The organism is Stenotrophomonas sp. 22385, from assembly GCF_052045085.1.
Taxonomy (GTDB): domain Bacteria; phylum Pseudomonadota; class Gammaproteobacteria; order Xanthomonadales; family Xanthomonadaceae; genus Stenotrophomonas.
The window spans coordinates 29,556-45,207 of sequence record NZ_JBQEOG010000005.1 but is presented as its reverse complement, the minus strand read 5'-3'; the positions used below and the strand labels follow the sequence as shown (position 1 = coordinate 45,207).

Genomic DNA, 15,652 nt, shown 5'->3' with positions numbered 1-15,652 from the left:
TTGGGCCTGCTATCGCAGGGCGCCATCATGCAACCGGTAACTGCGGTGCACGATGCCATCGGGCAGTTCGTCATGCGTGATCATCACCAGGCTTCTCCCGCCCAACGCAGCCACCATGTCGTGCAGCAACGCATGCGCGGTATCCACATCCAACCCTTCGGTCGGTTCATCCAGCAGCAGAATCGGCGCCCCCCGCAGCAGCGCGCGGGCCAGTGCCAACCGGCGCGCTTGTCCCGCCGACATCGTGGCACCGTTCTCGCCTACCCATGCCTGCAGTCCACCGATGCGTTCGGCCCAGCCCTGCAACCGCACCTCGGCCAGCACCTGCCACAGCTGCTCGTCGCTGGCGTTCGCATCACCCAACCGCAGGTTGTCGGCAATGCTGCCGGCAAACACCGGCGCGTGCTGCGGCAGCCAGGCGATCCGGCGGTGCCATGCATCCTGGGCGGCGTTGCGGATGTCCTGCCCGCCGTACAGCACCCGGCCGCCATCCGGGTCCCACAGGCGCAGCAGCAACGATGACAACGTGGTTTTCCCACTACCGCTATCGCCGCGGATCGCGATGCGTTCACCCGGCTGCAGCGTCAGCTGCACACCCTCCAGCAGTGCCCTGCCCTGCCCCGGCCAGCGGAAGTCCACCTGCTCCAGCTGCAGCGTGGCCGGCTGCACGGGCAATGTCACCGGCATAGCGGCATCCGCCACACCCGGCGACTGGTCCACGATGCTCTGCAGCCGTATTGCCGCCACGCGTCCGGACAGCCACGATTGCCAGGCCAGCCCGATACCGGCCCACAGCTCGAGCAGCGCCACGGTGAGAAACACCAACGCCGCCGACAACGCCGCATCAATCGCACCGCGCTCAAATCCACGCAGTGCCACCCAAAGCATGCCCACCAATCCGACCGATGCACACAGCCCGTGCAGCGCATTGCCCCCCACCAACCGCCAACGGCGGCGGCGGTCGCGCGAGCGCAATTGCTTGGCCGCCACCAGCAGGCGCAGATTCCAATGCTCGCGCGCCTGCAGTGCGGTCAGGTCTGCCGCACCTTCCAAACCTTCGAACGCCTGCGTGCGCAGCTGCGCGCGGTGCAGCGCGCGGTCGCGCTCCTGGTTGCCCGCCCCCCGCACGGTCAGCCACGGCACGCCCACCCCGATCACCAGCGCCAGCACCGCCAGCAGCAGCGCGGCCGGCGGGTAGATCAACGCGGCCGAGCCCACTGCCACCAGCGAGACCCCGCCCAGCGCCAACAGCGGGCCAATCGCACGCACCAGCAGGCCATCGACGTCGCTGATGTCGGACATCAACCGCGCCAGCAGCTCACCGGTGCGGATGCCGGCCAGCTTCGCCGGCGCCAATGGCAGCGCACGCCGGAAGAACCACACGCGAAGATCACGGGCGATGCGCAGGGTCACATCGTGGCCGACCAGCTTTTCGAAATAGCGCGAGACGATCCGCGCCATGGTCAGGCCACGGATGCCGGCCGATGGCGAGAAGAAGTTGAAGCCACTGCCCAAGCCCGCCGCACCGGCCAGCGCGGCGGCGGTCAGAAAACCACCGGACAGGCCGAGCAACGCGGTGCCCGCGAGCATGGTGATCCACAGCAGCAGCACAGTCAGCAGCAGCCGGCCGCGATGGCGGGTGAACACCTGTTTCAGGGCATCTTCGCGGGGCGGACTCATGCCAGCACCTCCGTGTCCGCGCGGCCCTGCGCGGTCAACGTCAACCGCGTATCGGCCCAGCGCATGGCGGTTTCACTGTGCGTGGCGATGACCACGGCACGGTCACGCGCGAACGCGGCCAATGTCTGCAGCAGGGCGGCCTCGGTTTCCGGATCAAGAAACGCAGTCGGCTCATCCAGCAACAGCAGCTGCGGATCGCGCAGCAGCAACCGCGCCAACCCGATCCGGCGTGCTTCGCCACCGGACAATCCGAACCCGCGTTCGCCGATCACCGTATCCAGCCCCTCGGGCAGGTGCGCGGCGAAGCGCATCACCTGGGCCGCTTCGGCCACCGCCTGCAGGCGCGCATCGCTCACGCCGGGATCGGCCAGGCGCAGGTTGTCGGCGATGCTGCCGTGGAACAGGTAGGGGCGCTGGCCGGCATAGCCGACCTCCAGCCCGGGACGCAGCACGATGCTGCCTTCGCGCGGCGGCAGCCAGCCGGCCAACGCTTCCAGCAGGGTGCTCTTGCCGCTACCGCTCGGCCCCACCAGCGCCAGGCGCTGGCCCGCTTCGATCTGGAACGAAAGCTGCTGCACCACGTCGTGATCGGCCCCCAGGGGCCGCAGCACGAGGTCACGCACCACCAGCGGCGGGGCGTGCTGCTCCACCAGCTCGGGCGCGCGCACCGGAGCGATTGCGCCCTCGCCCGCCGCCTGCTGCCCGGGCAGCTCGCCGAGCAGCCGCTCCACTTCAGCAGCAGCAGCCAGCGCATTGGCGCGGTCGTGGTAATGCGCGGCCAGCCGCCGCAGCGGCGCATAGAACTCCGGCGCCAGCAGCAGGCAGAACATGCCCGCCCCCAGCGTGGGCACTGACGCGTGCAGCGACATCAGGCCCAGGTAGCTCAAACCCAGGTACAGCGCGACCATCGCCACGCTCACCGAGGCGAAGAACTCCAGCACGGTGGAAGACAGGAAGGCGATGCGCAGCACCTTCATGCTGCGCTCGCGCACCCCCTCTGCCGCAGCAGCCACGCCTTCCAGCTCCGCTTCACCGCGCCCGTACAGGCGGAGCAGCCCCAGCCCCTTGATGCGATCGGCAAAATGCCCGCTCATCCGCGCCAGCTCGCCCAGCTGCGCCCGCCCGGCCGCTTCGGCGCCCCAGCCCACCAGCATCATGAAGAACGGCACCAGCGGCGCGGTGAACAGCAGGATCAGCGCCACCACCCAATCCACCCAGGCCACGGCCAGCAGGATCAGCAGCGGCACGACCACGACTTCGGTCTTCACCGGCTGGTAGCCGGCGTAGTAGCTCTCGACCGCGTCGCTGTGGGCCAGCATCAGTTCGCCCAGCTCGCCGGTGCGCTGTTGGCGCAGCCACAGCGGGCCCAGCGCCATCAGCCGGCGATAGATCCGCTCGCGCAGGGTCAGCCGGGCGGCATCGGCCACATCGCCGGCGGCGGCCTGGGTGGCGCTACCCAGCAGGGCGCGCACCCCCAGTATGGCCAGCAGGCCCAGCAGCACCGGGGTGGCGGCCGCCAACGGACGGCGCTCCACCAGCACCGTCTGGATCAGCCAGGCAATGGCCGCGGCCTGTCCGATCAGCAGCGCGCCGGACGTGCAGATACACAACGCGGCCAGGCGCTTGCGGCTGCGGGCGCTGGCGGCCAGGCCGTCGAGCCACTGCAGGCGTTGGCGGCGAAGGCCGGTGGACTCGATGGCGGGCGCGTCGGGGGGTATGCTCAAAGCGGGTCACTGGCGGCCACAGGGAGGTGCCGACCATTGTAATGGGCGCCGGCGTACCCTCCCCGTGCGGCACGCGGTCGCAGTGGGGGCTGCCCACGATCCTCGCATCTGCCTGTTCATACATTGATCTCAATCAAGGCTGTTTGAAGTTGCTGGTCACAGAATTCATCCCGTAGACCCCTTCCCGCCACCTGATACGGCAAAACCCCCAACGAGGTAGCCAGGCCATGATCGATTCGACAGTCGTAGAACTGTCGCGGCTGCAATTCGCTTTGACCGCGATGTACCACTTCCTTTTCGTCCCTCTCACGCTTGGCCTGTCGTTCCTGGTGGCCATCATGGAAAGCGTGTACGTCATGACCCGCAAGCCGGTCTGGCGCCAGATGACCCTGTTCTGGGGCACGCTGTTCGGCATCAACTTCGCCATCGGCGTGGCCACCGGCCTGGTGATGGAGTTCCAGTTCGGCATGAACTGGTCCTACTACAGCCATTACGTGGGCGATATCTTCGGCGCGCCGCTGGCCATTGAAGGGCTGATGGCGTTCTTCCTGGAAGCCACGCTGGTGGGCCTGTTCTTCTTCGGCTGGAAGCGGCTGAGCCCGGTCAAGCACCTGGCGGTGACCTGGTTCATGGCGCTGGGCACCAACCTGTCGGCGGTGTGGATCCTGATCGCCAACGGCTGGATGCAGAACCCCACCGGCGCGGTGTTCAACCCGGACACGATGCGCATGGAGGTGGTGGATTTCGCCGCCGTGCTGTTCAACCCGGTGGCGCAGGCCAAGTTCGTGCATACGGTCAGCGCGGGCTACGTGACCGGCGCGATCTTCGTGATGGGCATCAGCGCGTTCTACCTGCTGCGCGACAAGCACAAGGACATGGCGCGCCGTTCGTTCGCGGTGGCAGCGGCCTTCGGCCTGCTGTCGTCGCTGTCGGTGGTGGTGCTGGGTGACGAAAGCGGCTATGCCGCCAGCGAACACCAGAAGATGAAGCTGGCCGCGATCGAGGCGATGTGGGAAACCGAACGTGCCCCGGCCGATTTCACCGCGTTCGGCATTCCCAACCAGCAGACCCAGCAGAACGATTTCGCCATCAAGATTCCGTACCTGATGGGCCTGATCGCCACGCGTTCGTTCAACCAGCCCATTCCGGGCATCCTGGAACTGGTGGAACGCGCCGAGCACCGCATCAAGGGCGGGCAGCTGGCGTACGGGGCGCTGGAGCGCGTGCGCAAGGACAAGAACGATGTCGAGGCGCGCGAGATGTTCGACCGCCACTGGCAGGATCTGGGCCATGGCCTGCTGCTCAAGCGTTACCGCGATGACATCCTCAACGCCACCCCGGAGGAAATCTCCAGGGCGGCGATGGATACCGTGCCGCGCGTTGCGCCGCTGTTCTGGACGTTCCGCATCATGGCCGGGCTGGGCTTCTACCTGATCGCGTTCTTTGCGGTGGCCTTCTACTTCTCCTGCCGCAACACCTTCCACGAGAAGCGCTGGTTCCTGCGGTTGGCGGTGTGGTCGATCCCGGCGCCGTGGATCGCGATTGAATGTGGCTGGTTCGTGGCCGAATACGGTCGCCAGCCGTGGGCGGTGGATGGCGTACTGCCCACCTTCTATGCCGCCTCCGGTCTGGCCCTGCATGAGATCCTGACCACGCTGGCGGTGTTCACGCTGACCTATACGGTGCTGCTGGTCATCGAGGTGAAGCTGATGCTCAAGACGATCCGCACCGGCCCGGCTGACATCCTTCCGTCGCTGCAGCCTTCGCGCACCCCGCTTCCCCACCATGCCGCCGCGCCGGCCCCCGGCCAGGCATAAGGCAGGAGAACCCAGATGGATATTCTTGGACTTGATTACACCACGCTGCGCGTGATCTGGTGGCTGCTGCTCGGCATCCTGCTGGTCGGCTGGGCGGTGATGGACGGTTTCGACCTGGGCGTGGGCACCCTGCTCCCGTTCGTGGCCCGGACCGATGAGGAGCGGCGCACGGTGATCAACACCGTAGGCCCGGTGTGGGAAGGCAACCAGGTATGGCTGGTGCTGGGCGGCGGCGCGATCTTCGCCGCCTGGCCGCCGCTGTATGCGGTGAGCTTCTCCGGCTTCTATCTGGCCATCTTCGCCATGCTGTTCGGGCTGATCCTGCGACCGGTCGGCTTCAAGTACCGCAGCAAGATGCCCAGCAAGCGCTGGCGCGACACGTGGGACTGGGTGCTGTTCGCAGGTGGGCTGCTGCCGGCGCTGATTGCCAGCGTGGCGGTGGGCAACGTGCTGCTGGGCGTGCCGTACCACTTCGATGACAGCATGCGCATCTTCTACACCGGTTCGTTCTTTGGCCTGCTCACCCCGTTCGCGCTGCTGGCCGGACTGGTGGGCGTGGCGATGATGGTGTCGCACGGAGCGGCCATGCTGGTGCTCAAGACCGACGGCCCGGTGGCCGAACGTTCGGCGCGTTACGGCAGCATTGCCGCACTGGTCAGCTTCGTGCTGTTCGCTGCAGGCGGTACCTGGGTGGCCTTTGGCCTGCCGGGTTATGAGATCACCTCGCAGGTAGTCACCGACGGCCCGACCAACCCGCTGTTGAAGACCGCTGCGGTGGGCACGGCCGCCGGTGGCTGGCTGCGCAACTACAGCAGCATGCCGCTGACCCTGGTGTTCCCGCTGCTGGGCCTGGCCGGTGCACTGGCCAGCGCCGTGCTGCTGCGGGCCCGCCGCGGCATGGCCGCGTTCCTGGCCTCGGGCGCGTCGATTGCCGGCATCATCCTCACCGTGGGCTTTGCGATCTTCCCGTTCCTGTTGCCGTCGTCCAGCCAGCCCAGCGGCAGCCTGACGGTGTGGGATGCGTCCTCCAGCCAGCTCACGCTGTTCATCATGCTGGTGGCCACGGTGATCTTCCTGCCGATCGTCATTGCCTACACCAGCTGGGTCTACCGGGTGATGAAGGGCAAGACCACGGCCGAAGACATGGCCGACAACCCGAACGCGTATTGATAAGGCGTACCGACCAACGGTCGGTACATTGAACGGTAGGTACCGACCGTTGGTCGGTACACACACAGGTAGGTACCGACCGTTGGTCGGTACACATTGGGAGAAAACACATGTGGTATTTCGCCTGGATCCTCGGCACCGGCCTGGCCTCGGCCGCCGCCATCCTCAATGGCATATGGTTCGAAGCGCGTGAGGCTGGCGCGGCCGACCGCAACGCGCGGCAGGAACCGACCATTGGTCGGTTCTCCTCGTAAAAAAAGGTTGCCGATAATCCCTTCACACCGTATCCTTGTCGGCTCCTTCGGGGTGTAGCTCAGTCTGGTAGAGCGCTACGTTCGGGACGTAGAGGTCGCAGGTTCGAATCCTGTCTCCCCGACCATACAAGTGGTCACATTGAAGCCTGGAAGACATCTGTCCTCCGGGCTTTTTTGTATTTGTCGTCCGGAAACAGCCACGCAGGGCGTGGCTCTACCGCGCGTACAATGCGGCAGCGCCCGCACTCCGCTACACCCCCACACGCGCCGCGCCACCTGCAAGAGATTCCTGCCATGACCCCTGCCGCCCCCCATTCCACGTCCCTGCTGCGCGGACGCGTGCTGGCATTTTCCGCCATCCTGCTGGCCGCGCTGAACCTGCGTACGGCGGTGACCTCGGTCACCCCGCTGCTGGACCAGCTGGGCCAGACCTTCGGCTTCGGTACCACCATGACCGGCGTGCTGGGCATGCTGCCCACCGCCTCGTTCGCGCTGTTCGGGGTGACCACGCCGATGGTGGCCCGGCGCATCGGGCTGGAACGCACCGCCCTGCTGGCGATGGCGCTGGCGGCGGTGGGCCTGCTGCTGCGTTCGATGGCCGGTGGCGTGGGCAGCCTGCTGTTCGGCTCGGTGGTGGCGCTGGCCGGCATGGGCATCGGCAACGTGGTGGTGCCGCCGCTGGTGAAGCGCTACTTCGCCAACCGGGTGGGCACGGTGAGCACGCTTTATATAACGGTGCTGCAGCTGGGCACCATGGTGCCAGCGCTGCTGGCCGTGCCGCTGGCCGAACAGGCCGGCTGGCGGGTGTCGCTGGGCATCTGGGCAATCTTCGCCGTGGCCGCTGCCCTGCCCTGGATCGCGCTGGCGCGCCGCCGCCCGCACCCGGACCCGCTGGACACCGCCGCCGACCCGGCCGCGCAGCCGCACGGCAAGGTCTGGCGTACCCCGCTGGCCTGGGGCATGGCGCTGATGTTCGGCATGACCTCGCTGATGACCTATTCGATGTTCACCTGGCTGCCGCGCATCGTGGTGGAAGCCGGGGCAACGCCTCGCTTTGGCGGGATCATGGTGGCGATCTTCGCGGCGCTGGGCCTGCTGCCATCGTTGACGATGCCGGCGCTGGCGGTGCGGTTGCGCAACCCGTTCCCGTTGGTGGTTGTCGGTTTCAGCGCGTTTTTGATTGCGTTTGCCGGCTTGTTGTTCGCGCCGATGAAGGCCCCGTGGCTGTGGGCGGTGTTGCTGGGGATCGGACCGTCGACGTTCCCGCTGGCGCTGACGCTGATCAACCTGCGCACGCGCACGCCGGCCGGTTCGGCGGCGTTGTCGGGTTTCATGCAGGGTGTGGGCTATGCCTTCAGCTGCCTGGGGCCGTTCCTGTTCGGCTGGCTGCATGCGATCAGCGGAGCGTGGTACCTGCCGTTCGGCTTCCTGCTGGTGTGTGCGCTGGTGTTGTTGTGCGCCTCCTGGGTGGCGTGCAAGCCGCAGAAGCTGGAAGACGTGTGGTGACGGATTGCATGATTTCGTCACCTGCGTCACATACCGTGCGCATGTTGTGACGTAGCGTGTCAGCTACTGACCCGCATTGCGAAGCGGTCGGTGGGTTCGGTCCCGGTGCGCTACCCACTATCGGGGCCGATGAACGGTTTCAGGGTGTGCAGACCCCGGAACAACGCCGTGGCGGCGGCCGGATGGTCATTTAAATCAATAAGTTGAAGTATTGAGCGCGTCTGTTTCCACAGCTGCGGAGGCCGCCTTGCGTCTTAACAATTTGTCAACAAACGCCGTTTCGGGCACGATTGGCATGTGATGTGCGTCACATTTAACGCACAAACAGGTTTTTTTGAAGGGATGCTCCCGGGGGTTCCATGTACAACCATCGGCCGCTGGCGCTGTGCGTCGGCCTGGCATGCGCCACGCTTTGTTTGACGGTTCCAGCTGCTTCTGCGGCGACGTCGCGGGCTGACCATCTGGCGGAGATCAGCGCCTACCGCGATAAGGCGCAGTGGCTGGACGCGCTTGCCGCGATCGAACGCGCCCAGGCGGACGTGCCCAACGATGACCTGCTCTATCGCCTGCAGGTGCTGACGCTGTCGGACATCGGCAACGCGCACCTGGCGTGGCAGCGCTACCAGGCGCGCCCGGAGCTGTTCGATGAGGCGCAGAAGCAGCGCTTTGAAGCCAATTACCTGGCCAAGCGGGTCGGCTGGAGCCTGGCCTATGGCGCCAGCGAAGACACCCGTCTGGACGAGGCCGAAGCCGCGCTGGCGCAGATGGACCGCTATCTGCAGCGGGATGGCCTCACGGTGCAGACCGCGCCGCTGCGGATCCGTTTCGACCGGCTGATCCTGCTCAACCGGCTGGGCCGCCACGAACAGGTACGCACCGAATACCGCGCGCTGCTCGCCGAAGGCCACCAGGTGCCCAACTACCTGATGGCCCCGGTCGGCGATTCGCTGATGGCCAGCCAGCACCCGGAAGAAGCCATTCCCGTTCTGGAAGCCGCACTCAAGGCCGACCCGGGCCGTTCCGAGGTGCATTCGGAACTGGCCTACGCGCACCTGGAAAGCGAGCGCGCCGGCGCCGCCATCGACGTGCTCACCCAGTGGCAGAAGCAGGAGCCGGCCTGGCGCTGGGCAAACGGTGCGCGCGCGCCGTACGCCAACTGGCCAAGGTACGAAGCCGACCTCAACCTGGCCATGATCCGCGCCTACAGCGGCGACCTGCCCACCGCGCAGCGGGATCTGGAAAAGATGGTGGAACTGGCGCCGGCCAACGGCGGCACCCAGTCGTCGCTGGGCAACATCTACATGATGCGCGGCTGGCCGCGGCGGGCACTGGAACGCTATGGCATGGCCAATACGCTGGACCCGCGCGATGTGTCGGCGCGCCTGGGCCAGTACGACGCTTACGTGCAACTGCAGCGCGACGACCTGGCCCGGCCGATCCACGATTCGCTGCTGGAGCGTTACCCCAACCAGCCCTCGGTGCAGCGCATGGACCGCAGCTGGAAGGCCCACCGTGGCTGGCAACTGCATGCGTATGCTGAAGGCGGTCGGAGCGAAGGCGGCGGTGGCACCTCGCCGCTGGGCAACGACGATGGCCGCTATGGGCTGGAACTGCAATCGCCGGTGATCGACGACCGCTGGCGCCTGGTGACCTTCGCCGACCGCCGCAGCGTGGATTTCCAGGACCAGACCATCCGCCCGCTGTGGGTCGGGTTGGGCACGCGGTACCGCTTTGGTCGCGCCGATGCGGAACTGTTCGTCAACCGCGCCAACGACCACATCGGCGATACCGGTCTTAGCGCCGGGTTCGGCTGGCAGTTCAACGACACCTGGCACGCCGGCATCACGGCGGCACGCAACGCCGCCGATGCCTCGCTGCAGGCGCGCATCTCCGGCATCACCGCCGACAGCGTGGCCGTGGCGGTGGATTACCGCCGCAATGAGCTCACCCACTGGAGCGCCGGTGCCAGCCAGTTCCGCTACGACGATGGCAACCGCCGCGACACGCTCAGCACCAGCATCGAACAGCGCCTGCTGACCCGCCCCACCCTGCTGCTGGATGGCCTGGGCAGCCTGTATGCCAGCCGCGGCAGCCGCGATGACGTGCCCTACTTCAACCCGTCCGAAGACCGTTCGGCGGAGATCGGCCTGCGCGTGGACCAGCAGCTGTGGCGCCACTACGAGCGGCACTTCCGCCACCGCCTGACGGTGTCGCTGGGCAACTACTGGCAGCAGGGCTTCGGCAGCGCACTGGTGCCGTCGGCCGAGTATCGCCACGAGTGGCAGCTGGCCGATGGCCGCATCTTCGAATACGGCATCAGCTGGTCGCGGCCGGTCTACGACGGCAACCGTGAACGACATATCGGCCTCGATGCCGGCCTGCGCTGGGGACAATGAGATGCGACACATGGACTTGAAGCGCTTCACTTCCTGGCTGCTGCTGGCCCTGCTGGCGGTCTGCGCCAACGTGCAGGCCGTGGCACCGCCCGAGCCTGACTCGGCCGACAACGGGCTGCTGGTCCTGAGCTACCACGACATCCGCGATGACGTGGCGATCAAGGGCGACCCCGATGCGTACGCGGTGAGCACGCAGAATTTCGCCGCGCACCTGGACTGGTTGTCCGCGCACGGCTACCACCCGGTGTCGCTGTCGCAGCTGATCACGGCCTCGCAGGGCGGTGCACCGCTGCCGCCCAAGCCGGTGCTGCTGACCTTCGATGACGGCCTGCGGAGCGTGTACACCAAGGTGTTCCCCCTGCTGCGCGCCTACAACTATCCGGCGCTGGTGGCGGTGATCACCGATTACGTGGACATGCCGGCCGAGCGCAAGATCGACTATGGCTACCGCCCGTTCACCCGCGACGACTTCCTGACCTGGGAACAGCTGCGCGAAATGAACCGCAGCGGCCTGATCGAACTGGCCAGCCACACCGACAACCTGCACCATGGCGTGCAGTCCAACCCGCAGGGCAATTCGACCCCGGCGGTGATTACCCGCACCTACGACCCGGCCACGCAGAAGTACGAAACCGCCGCGCAGTACGAGGCACGGATCCGCGCCGACCTTGGCCTGAGCGTAAAGCGCATCCAGGACAACGTGGGCGTGAGCCCTAAGGCGATCGTGTGGCCGTACGCGGCCTACAACGCGCTGAGCAACCGGATCGCCGAAGACCTGGGCATGCCGGTGTCGTTCGACCTGGAAGGCCGCAGCACGCCGGTCACCCGCGACCTGCACGGGCTGGCGCGCCTGCTGGTGACCGGCAACCCGGCGGTGACCCAACTGGCCTATGAACTGCGCCGCGACGTCGAACGCGATGGCGTGCGCGCCCTGCAGATCGACCTGGATGCGGTGTACGACGCAAACCCGGCGCAGCAGGCGAAGAACCTGGACGCGCTGATCGACCGGGTCAAGAAGATCGGCCCGACCCATGTGTTCCTGCAGGCCTTCGCCGATCCGGACGGCAACGGCTCGGCCGACGCGCTGTACTTTCCCAACCGGCACCTGCCGATGCGCGCGGACCTGTTCAACCGCGTCGCCTGGCAGCTCAAGACCCGCGCCGGGGTGAAGGTGTATGCGTGGCTGCCGGTGCTCGGCTATGAGCTGAAGGACCCGGGCATCCGCAAGGCACTGGCGATCGAGAGCCCGGAAAGCGATGGCATCTTCCGGCTCGATTTCACCCGCCCGAAGGTGCGTCAGATCATTGGTGACATCTACGAAGACCTGGCCATCAACTCGTATTTCGAGGGCCTGCTGTTCCACGACGATGCCTACCTGCGCGATACCGAACTGGCCAACCTGCCGCAGGAAGGCGACGACGGCGCGCGCACCCAGGCGCTGATCGATTTCACCCTGGAGCTGCGCAACGCCGCGCAGCGCTGGCGGCCGAAGCTGGCCACGGTGCGCAACCTGTACGCGCAGCCGGTGCTGCAGCCGCAGAGCGCCAGCTGGTTCGCCCAGCGCCTGGACCTGTTCAACAAGGCCTACGACCACACCGCGCTGATGGCGATGCCGTGGATGGAAGGCAGCCGCGACCCGCAGAAGTGGCTGGACCGGCTGGTGCAGGCCGTGCGCGAGCACGACCCGCAGCTGTCGCAGACGATGTTCGAGCTGCAGACGGTGGACTGGCGCACGCAGACGCCGATTTCCGGCACCGTGCTGCGCGCCCAGATCCGTCGCCTGCAGGCCCAGGGCGTGCGCCATTTCGCCTGGTACCCGGACGACTTCATTGCCGGTAAGCCGTCCACCTATGATGCGCGCGCGGCGATGTCGGCACGCACCTTCCCTTACGAGGAAAAGTGAGGCCGCCATGCATCCGTTCCTCTATCTGCTGTTCCAGTTCGCCTTCTTCTACCCGATGGTGATGGCGTTCTTCTGGATGTCCGGGGGACTGTATTACTTCTTCCGCCGCGAACGCAGGTCGCGCCTGCGAGACGATCCGCCGCCGATGGAGCACTACCCGTTCGCGTCGATCCTGATTCCGTGCCACAACGAGGCCGACAACCTGGCCGACACCCTGGGCGCTGCACTGGCACAGAAGTACCCGGATTTCGAGGTGATCGCCATCAACGATGGCAGCCGCGACGATACCGGGGCGCGGCTGGACGCGATGGCGGCCCAGCACCCGCGCCTGCGCGTGGTGCACCTGGACCGCAACCTGGGCAAGGCCAACGCACTGCGCATGGGCGCGCTGGCGGCACGTTCGGAATACCTGGTGTGCATCGATGGCGATGCGATGCTGGAAGAGCATGCCACGCATTGGATGGTGTGGCACCTCACGTCCGGCCCGCGCGTGGGCGCGGTGACCGGCAACCCGCGCATCCGCAACCGCTCCACGCTGCTGGGCCGGCTGCAGGTGGCCGAGTTCTCTTCCATCATCGGCATGATCAAGCGCGCCCAGCGCGTGTACGGGCGGATCTTCACCATTTCCGGTGTGATTGCCGGCTTCCGCCGCACCGCGCTGCACCGCATAGGTTACTGGGCCGATGACATGATCACCGAGGACATCGACATCAGCTGGCGCCTGCAGCTCGACCATTGGGACATCCGTTATGAGCCCAACGCGCTGTGTTTCATCCTGATGCCCGAGACGCTCAAGGGGCTGTGGCGGCAGCGCCTGCGCTGGGCCCAGGGCGGCGTGGAGGTGCTGCTGCGGCACGGCCGTTCGCTGTTCGACTGGCGCAAGCGGCGCATGTGGGGGGTATTGCTGGAGTATGTGTTCAGCGTGCTGTGGGCCTACACGATGCTGGCCATCATCGTGCTGTGGGTGCTGGGCAGGTTGATGCCGTTGCCGCAGGACCTGTACATCGCCTCGCTGCTGCCGCAGTGGCATGGCGTGATCCTGGCACTGGTGTGCCTGCTGCAGTTCGCCAGCAGCCTGATCATCGATCGTCGTTATGAAACGCATATTGGCCGCAATTACTTCTGGGTGATCTGGTACCCGATGGCGTACTGGCTCATCAGCCTGTTCACGACCCTGGTGGCCCTGCCCAAGACGCTGCTCAAGCGTCGTGGCAAGCGGGCGATCTGGGTCAGTCCTGATCGGGGAATACGATGAACACCGCCAAGCAAAGCCGCCGCTACGATTCGCGCCTGATCCGGAAATCGCGCCAGCAGCCGCGGCTGCAGCGCACCGCGTGGGGGTTCGTGACCATTGCCTTCTGGGCCTTCTACTTCTACCTGTGGGCGCCGTTGATCACCGCCATTTCCTGGCTGCTGGGTGGCCGGCTTGCGTTCGTGCAGCTGTACGAATACAAGCAGTCGGTGGACCCGTTCATCGTGATCGCGCTGCCGGTGATGCTGGTGTGCTGTTCGGTACTGCTGATCGCATGGGCCGAGTACAACCGCATCCGCTTTGCGGGCAAGGACCGGCGCAACCCGCGCGCGGACGTGTCGCTTGAAGAGATCGCGCACAACCTCGGCGCCAGCCCGGCGCTGGCCGCGCAGCTGGCCAACGGCAAGGCGGTGACGCTGCACATGGATGACCATGCGAGGCCGATAGGCCTGACTGACCAGCGCATCCAGATCAGATGACGCGTAGCGCCACGCCCCGCGTGGCTGCCCGGGATGTGTAGAACCCTTCACATCCCTGACCCGGCCGAGGCGTACGCTCCGCCTCGGAGACATCCCGCACTTCACTGTGAGGGGATACATCATGTCGTCTATCGAGACTTTGGTCACTGAAGTGGCCCGGGCTACCGGCCTTGGACCGAACGCCCGGAAATTCATCGGTGTCGTAATCGAGTACATCTTCAAGCAGCCCGGCGGCCTGGCCGGCCTGGCCGACCGGTTCTCCGCTGCCGGACTCGGCGATATCTTCACCTCCTGGTTGTCAGGCCAACCCAACATGCGGTCGGTCGATGCAGGACAGATCCGCAGCGCGCTGGGCGGACAGAGCATCGAGGACATTGCCAGCAAAGCCGGGGTGTCTCCCAGCGTGGCCCCTACGCTGCTGGCAACCGCGCTGCCGCCGATCATCCGTGCGGTGACCTCCGGCGGGGTGATGCCCACCGCGCTTCCGGCGGCGTTTACGGGCCTGTTGAGTGCGAAGGGAAAGAAGACGTCACCCTACCGGAGCTGGCGCTGGCTGTTGCCCCTGCTGGCATTGCTTGCCCTCGCCTGGTGCGGGTGGCATTCCCGCAACGTGGCCAAGGCGCCCCCGGTTGCTGCCCCGTCCGCGAACGTCGCTGCGGTATCGAAGGAACCCACCTTGTCGTTCAAGAACACCGACGGCAAGGTCACCTTGAACGGAACGCTGGGCACGGTCGCCGACAAGGCGAAGCTGTTGGGCGACGCCGTCGCTGCCTACGGCCAGGACCATGTCAGCGCGGACATCAAGGTGGATACCGGGGTGAAGCAGCACAGCTGGCTGAAGAGCGTATCGGTGCTGTTTCCCGCGCTCAGACAGAGCGGGCTGCAGTTCGCGCTGAACGGTGATTCGCTCAAACTGGATACCAGCAAACTACCGGAACCCGAGCGGGTGGCGGTCAGCCAGCTGTTCCAGAAGGAGCTGGGCAATCTGGAGGTGGAGGGCCTGTTCGACAAAGGCGCCGCGGCACTGGGTGCGCTACCGCCAGGGTTCAGCAGTGAAGACCTGACCCAGGCATTGAACCAGACCACAATCACCTTTGAAACCGGGTCAGCGGTGATTACGCGCAGCAGTGAGTCGATCCTGGATGGTGCGGCAAAAGCGATCCAGGCGGCGCCGGCAGGGCTGCGGGTGGAGGTGGAGGGACACACCGACAACCAGGGCAACGCCGAGACCAACCAGAAGCTGAGCGAAGAACGTGCACGGTCGGTCGTGGCGGCGCTGGAAGCCCGGAATGTACCGGCGGACCGGTTACTGGCACGCGGGTTCGGCGCAAACCGACCGGTGGGCGACAACAGCACCGAGGAAGGCCGCGCGGCGAACCGGCGGATTGCCTATAGGGCGTTGTAACGACCAACGGTCGTTACCTGCCGGGAGCGGGGGGAAAAGAGGGGGGGGTTCACGCCCTCCCCCCCG

At 66.3% G+C, this 15,652-nt stretch carries 11 protein-coding genes and 1 tRNA gene; 10 read left to right on the top strand and 2 right to left on the bottom strand.

The genetic code is table 11. The features are described 5' to 3' along the window. Positions 1–9: 9 nt before the first annotated feature. Together cydC and cydD are read right to left on the bottom strand one after the other, a co-directional pair. Positions 10–1,680: a thiol reductant ABC exporter subunit CydC gene (gene cydC, locus ACTJI4_RS10250; RefSeq protein WP_440869290.1), complete on the bottom strand. Its 1,671-nt coding sequence runs from the start codon at positions 1,678–1,680 to the stop codon at positions 10–12. Beyond that, positions 1,677–3,404: a thiol reductant ABC exporter subunit CydD gene (gene cydD / locus ACTJI4_RS10245; RefSeq protein ID WP_440869289.1), complete on the bottom strand. Its 1,728-nt coding sequence runs from the start codon at positions 3,402–3,404 to the stop codon at positions 1,677–1,679. The genes cydC and cydD overlap by 4 nt, the downstream gene beginning before the upstream one ends. 227 nt (positions 3,405–3,631) lie before the next feature. Between cydD and ACTJI4_RS10240 the strand changes: the two genes are divergently transcribed. The 10 genes from ACTJI4_RS10240 (at position 3,632) to ACTJI4_RS10195 (ending at position 15,586) form a co-directional block, all read left to right on the top strand. Then, a complete protein-coding gene (locus ACTJI4_RS10240; protein ID WP_440869288.1) occupies positions 3,632–5,221 on the top strand; it encodes a cytochrome ubiquinol oxidase subunit I in 1,590 nt (529 codons plus the stop codon). 15 nt (positions 5,222–5,236) lie between these two features. Beyond that, positions 5,237–6,391: a cytochrome d ubiquinol oxidase subunit II gene (gene cydB / locus ACTJI4_RS10235; protein WP_440869287.1), complete on the top strand. Its 1,155-nt coding sequence runs from the start codon at positions 5,237–5,239 to the stop codon at positions 6,389–6,391. Positions 6,392–6,501: 110 nt separating this feature from the next. Then, on the top strand, positions 6,502–6,645 hold the full coding sequence (cydX, locus tag ACTJI4_RS10230) for a cytochrome bd-I oxidase subunit CydX (RefSeq protein WP_440869286.1): 144 nt from the start codon (positions 6,502–6,504) through the stop codon (positions 6,643–6,645). Positions 6,646–6,693: 48 nt separating this feature from the next. Continuing rightward, positions 6,694–6,770, top strand: a tRNA-Pro gene (locus ACTJI4_RS10225). A 169-nt stretch (positions 6,771–6,939) separates the two neighbouring features. Then, positions 6,940–8,151 carry a CynX/NimT family MFS transporter gene (locus ACTJI4_RS10220; RefSeq protein ID WP_392921298.1) on the top strand — a complete coding sequence of 404 codons (1,212 nt, stop codon included), beginning with the start codon at positions 6,940–6,942 and terminating at the stop codon, positions 8,149–8,151. A gap of 359 nt (positions 8,152–8,510) precedes the next feature. Continuing rightward, a complete protein-coding gene (gene pgaA / locus ACTJI4_RS10215) occupies positions 8,511–10,547 on the top strand; it encodes a poly-beta-1,6 N-acetyl-D-glucosamine export porin PgaA (protein WP_392921296.1) in 2,037 nt (678 codons plus the stop codon). Positions 10,548–10,557: 10 nt separating this feature from the next. Beyond that, positions 10,558–12,450 carry a poly-beta-1,6-N-acetyl-D-glucosamine N-deacetylase PgaB gene (pgaB, locus tag ACTJI4_RS10210; RefSeq protein WP_440869285.1) on the top strand — a complete coding sequence of 631 codons (1,893 nt, stop codon included), beginning with the start codon at positions 10,558–10,560 and terminating at the stop codon, positions 12,448–12,450. A 7-nt stretch (positions 12,451–12,457) separates the two neighbouring features. Next, complete coding sequence (gene pgaC, locus ACTJI4_RS10205; protein ID WP_440869284.1) at positions 12,458–13,705, top strand: poly-beta-1,6-N-acetyl-D-glucosamine synthase; 1,248 nt, start codon at positions 12,458–12,460, stop codon at positions 13,703–13,705. Then, positions 13,702–14,181: a poly-beta-1,6-N-acetyl-D-glucosamine biosynthesis protein PgaD gene (gene pgaD, locus ACTJI4_RS10200; protein ID WP_392921288.1), complete on the top strand. Its 480-nt coding sequence runs from the start codon at positions 13,702–13,704 to the stop codon at positions 14,179–14,181. Before pgaC ends, pgaD begins: the two co-directional genes overlap by 4 nt. Positions 14,182–14,302: 121 nt before the next feature. Continuing rightward, positions 14,303–15,586 carry an OmpA family protein gene (locus ACTJI4_RS10195; protein WP_440869283.1) on the top strand — a complete coding sequence of 428 codons (1,284 nt, stop codon included), beginning with the start codon at positions 14,303–14,305 and terminating at the stop codon, positions 15,584–15,586. Positions 15,587–15,652: the final 66 nt, after the last annotated feature.

What these genes read in the sequence shown, in the direction of transcription:
- cydC (WP_440869290.1), bottom strand. Translation starts at nt 1,680, where the DNA reads ATGAGTCCGCCCCGCGAAGATGCCCTGAAACAGGTGTTCACCCGCCAT.
- ACTJI4_RS10240 (WP_440869288.1), top strand. Translation starts at nt 3,632, where the DNA reads ATGATCGATTCGACAGTCGTAGAACTGTCGCGGCTGCAATTCGCTTTG.
- cydB (WP_440869287.1), top strand. Translation starts at nt 5,237, where the DNA reads ATGGATATTCTTGGACTTGATTACACCACGCTGCGCGTGATCTGGTGG.
- cydX (WP_440869286.1), top strand. Translation starts at nt 6,502, where the DNA reads ATGTGGTATTTCGCCTGGATCCTCGGCACCGGCCTGGCCTCGGCCGCC.
- ACTJI4_RS10220 (WP_392921298.1), top strand. Translation starts at nt 6,940, where the DNA reads ATGACCCCTGCCGCCCCCCATTCCACGTCCCTGCTGCGCGGACGCGTG.
- pgaA (WP_392921296.1), top strand. Translation starts at nt 8,511, where the DNA reads ATGTACAACCATCGGCCGCTGGCGCTGTGCGTCGGCCTGGCATGCGCC.
- pgaB (WP_440869285.1), top strand. Translation starts at nt 10,558, where the DNA reads ATGGACTTGAAGCGCTTCACTTCCTGGCTGCTGCTGGCCCTGCTGGCG.
- pgaC (WP_440869284.1), top strand. Translation starts at nt 12,458, where the DNA reads ATGCATCCGTTCCTCTATCTGCTGTTCCAGTTCGCCTTCTTCTACCCG.
- pgaD (WP_392921288.1), top strand. Translation starts at nt 13,702, where the DNA reads ATGAACACCGCCAAGCAAAGCCGCCGCTACGATTCGCGCCTGATCCGG.
- ACTJI4_RS10195 (WP_440869283.1), top strand. Translation starts at nt 14,303, where the DNA reads ATGTCGTCTATCGAGACTTTGGTCACTGAAGTGGCCCGGGCTACCGGC.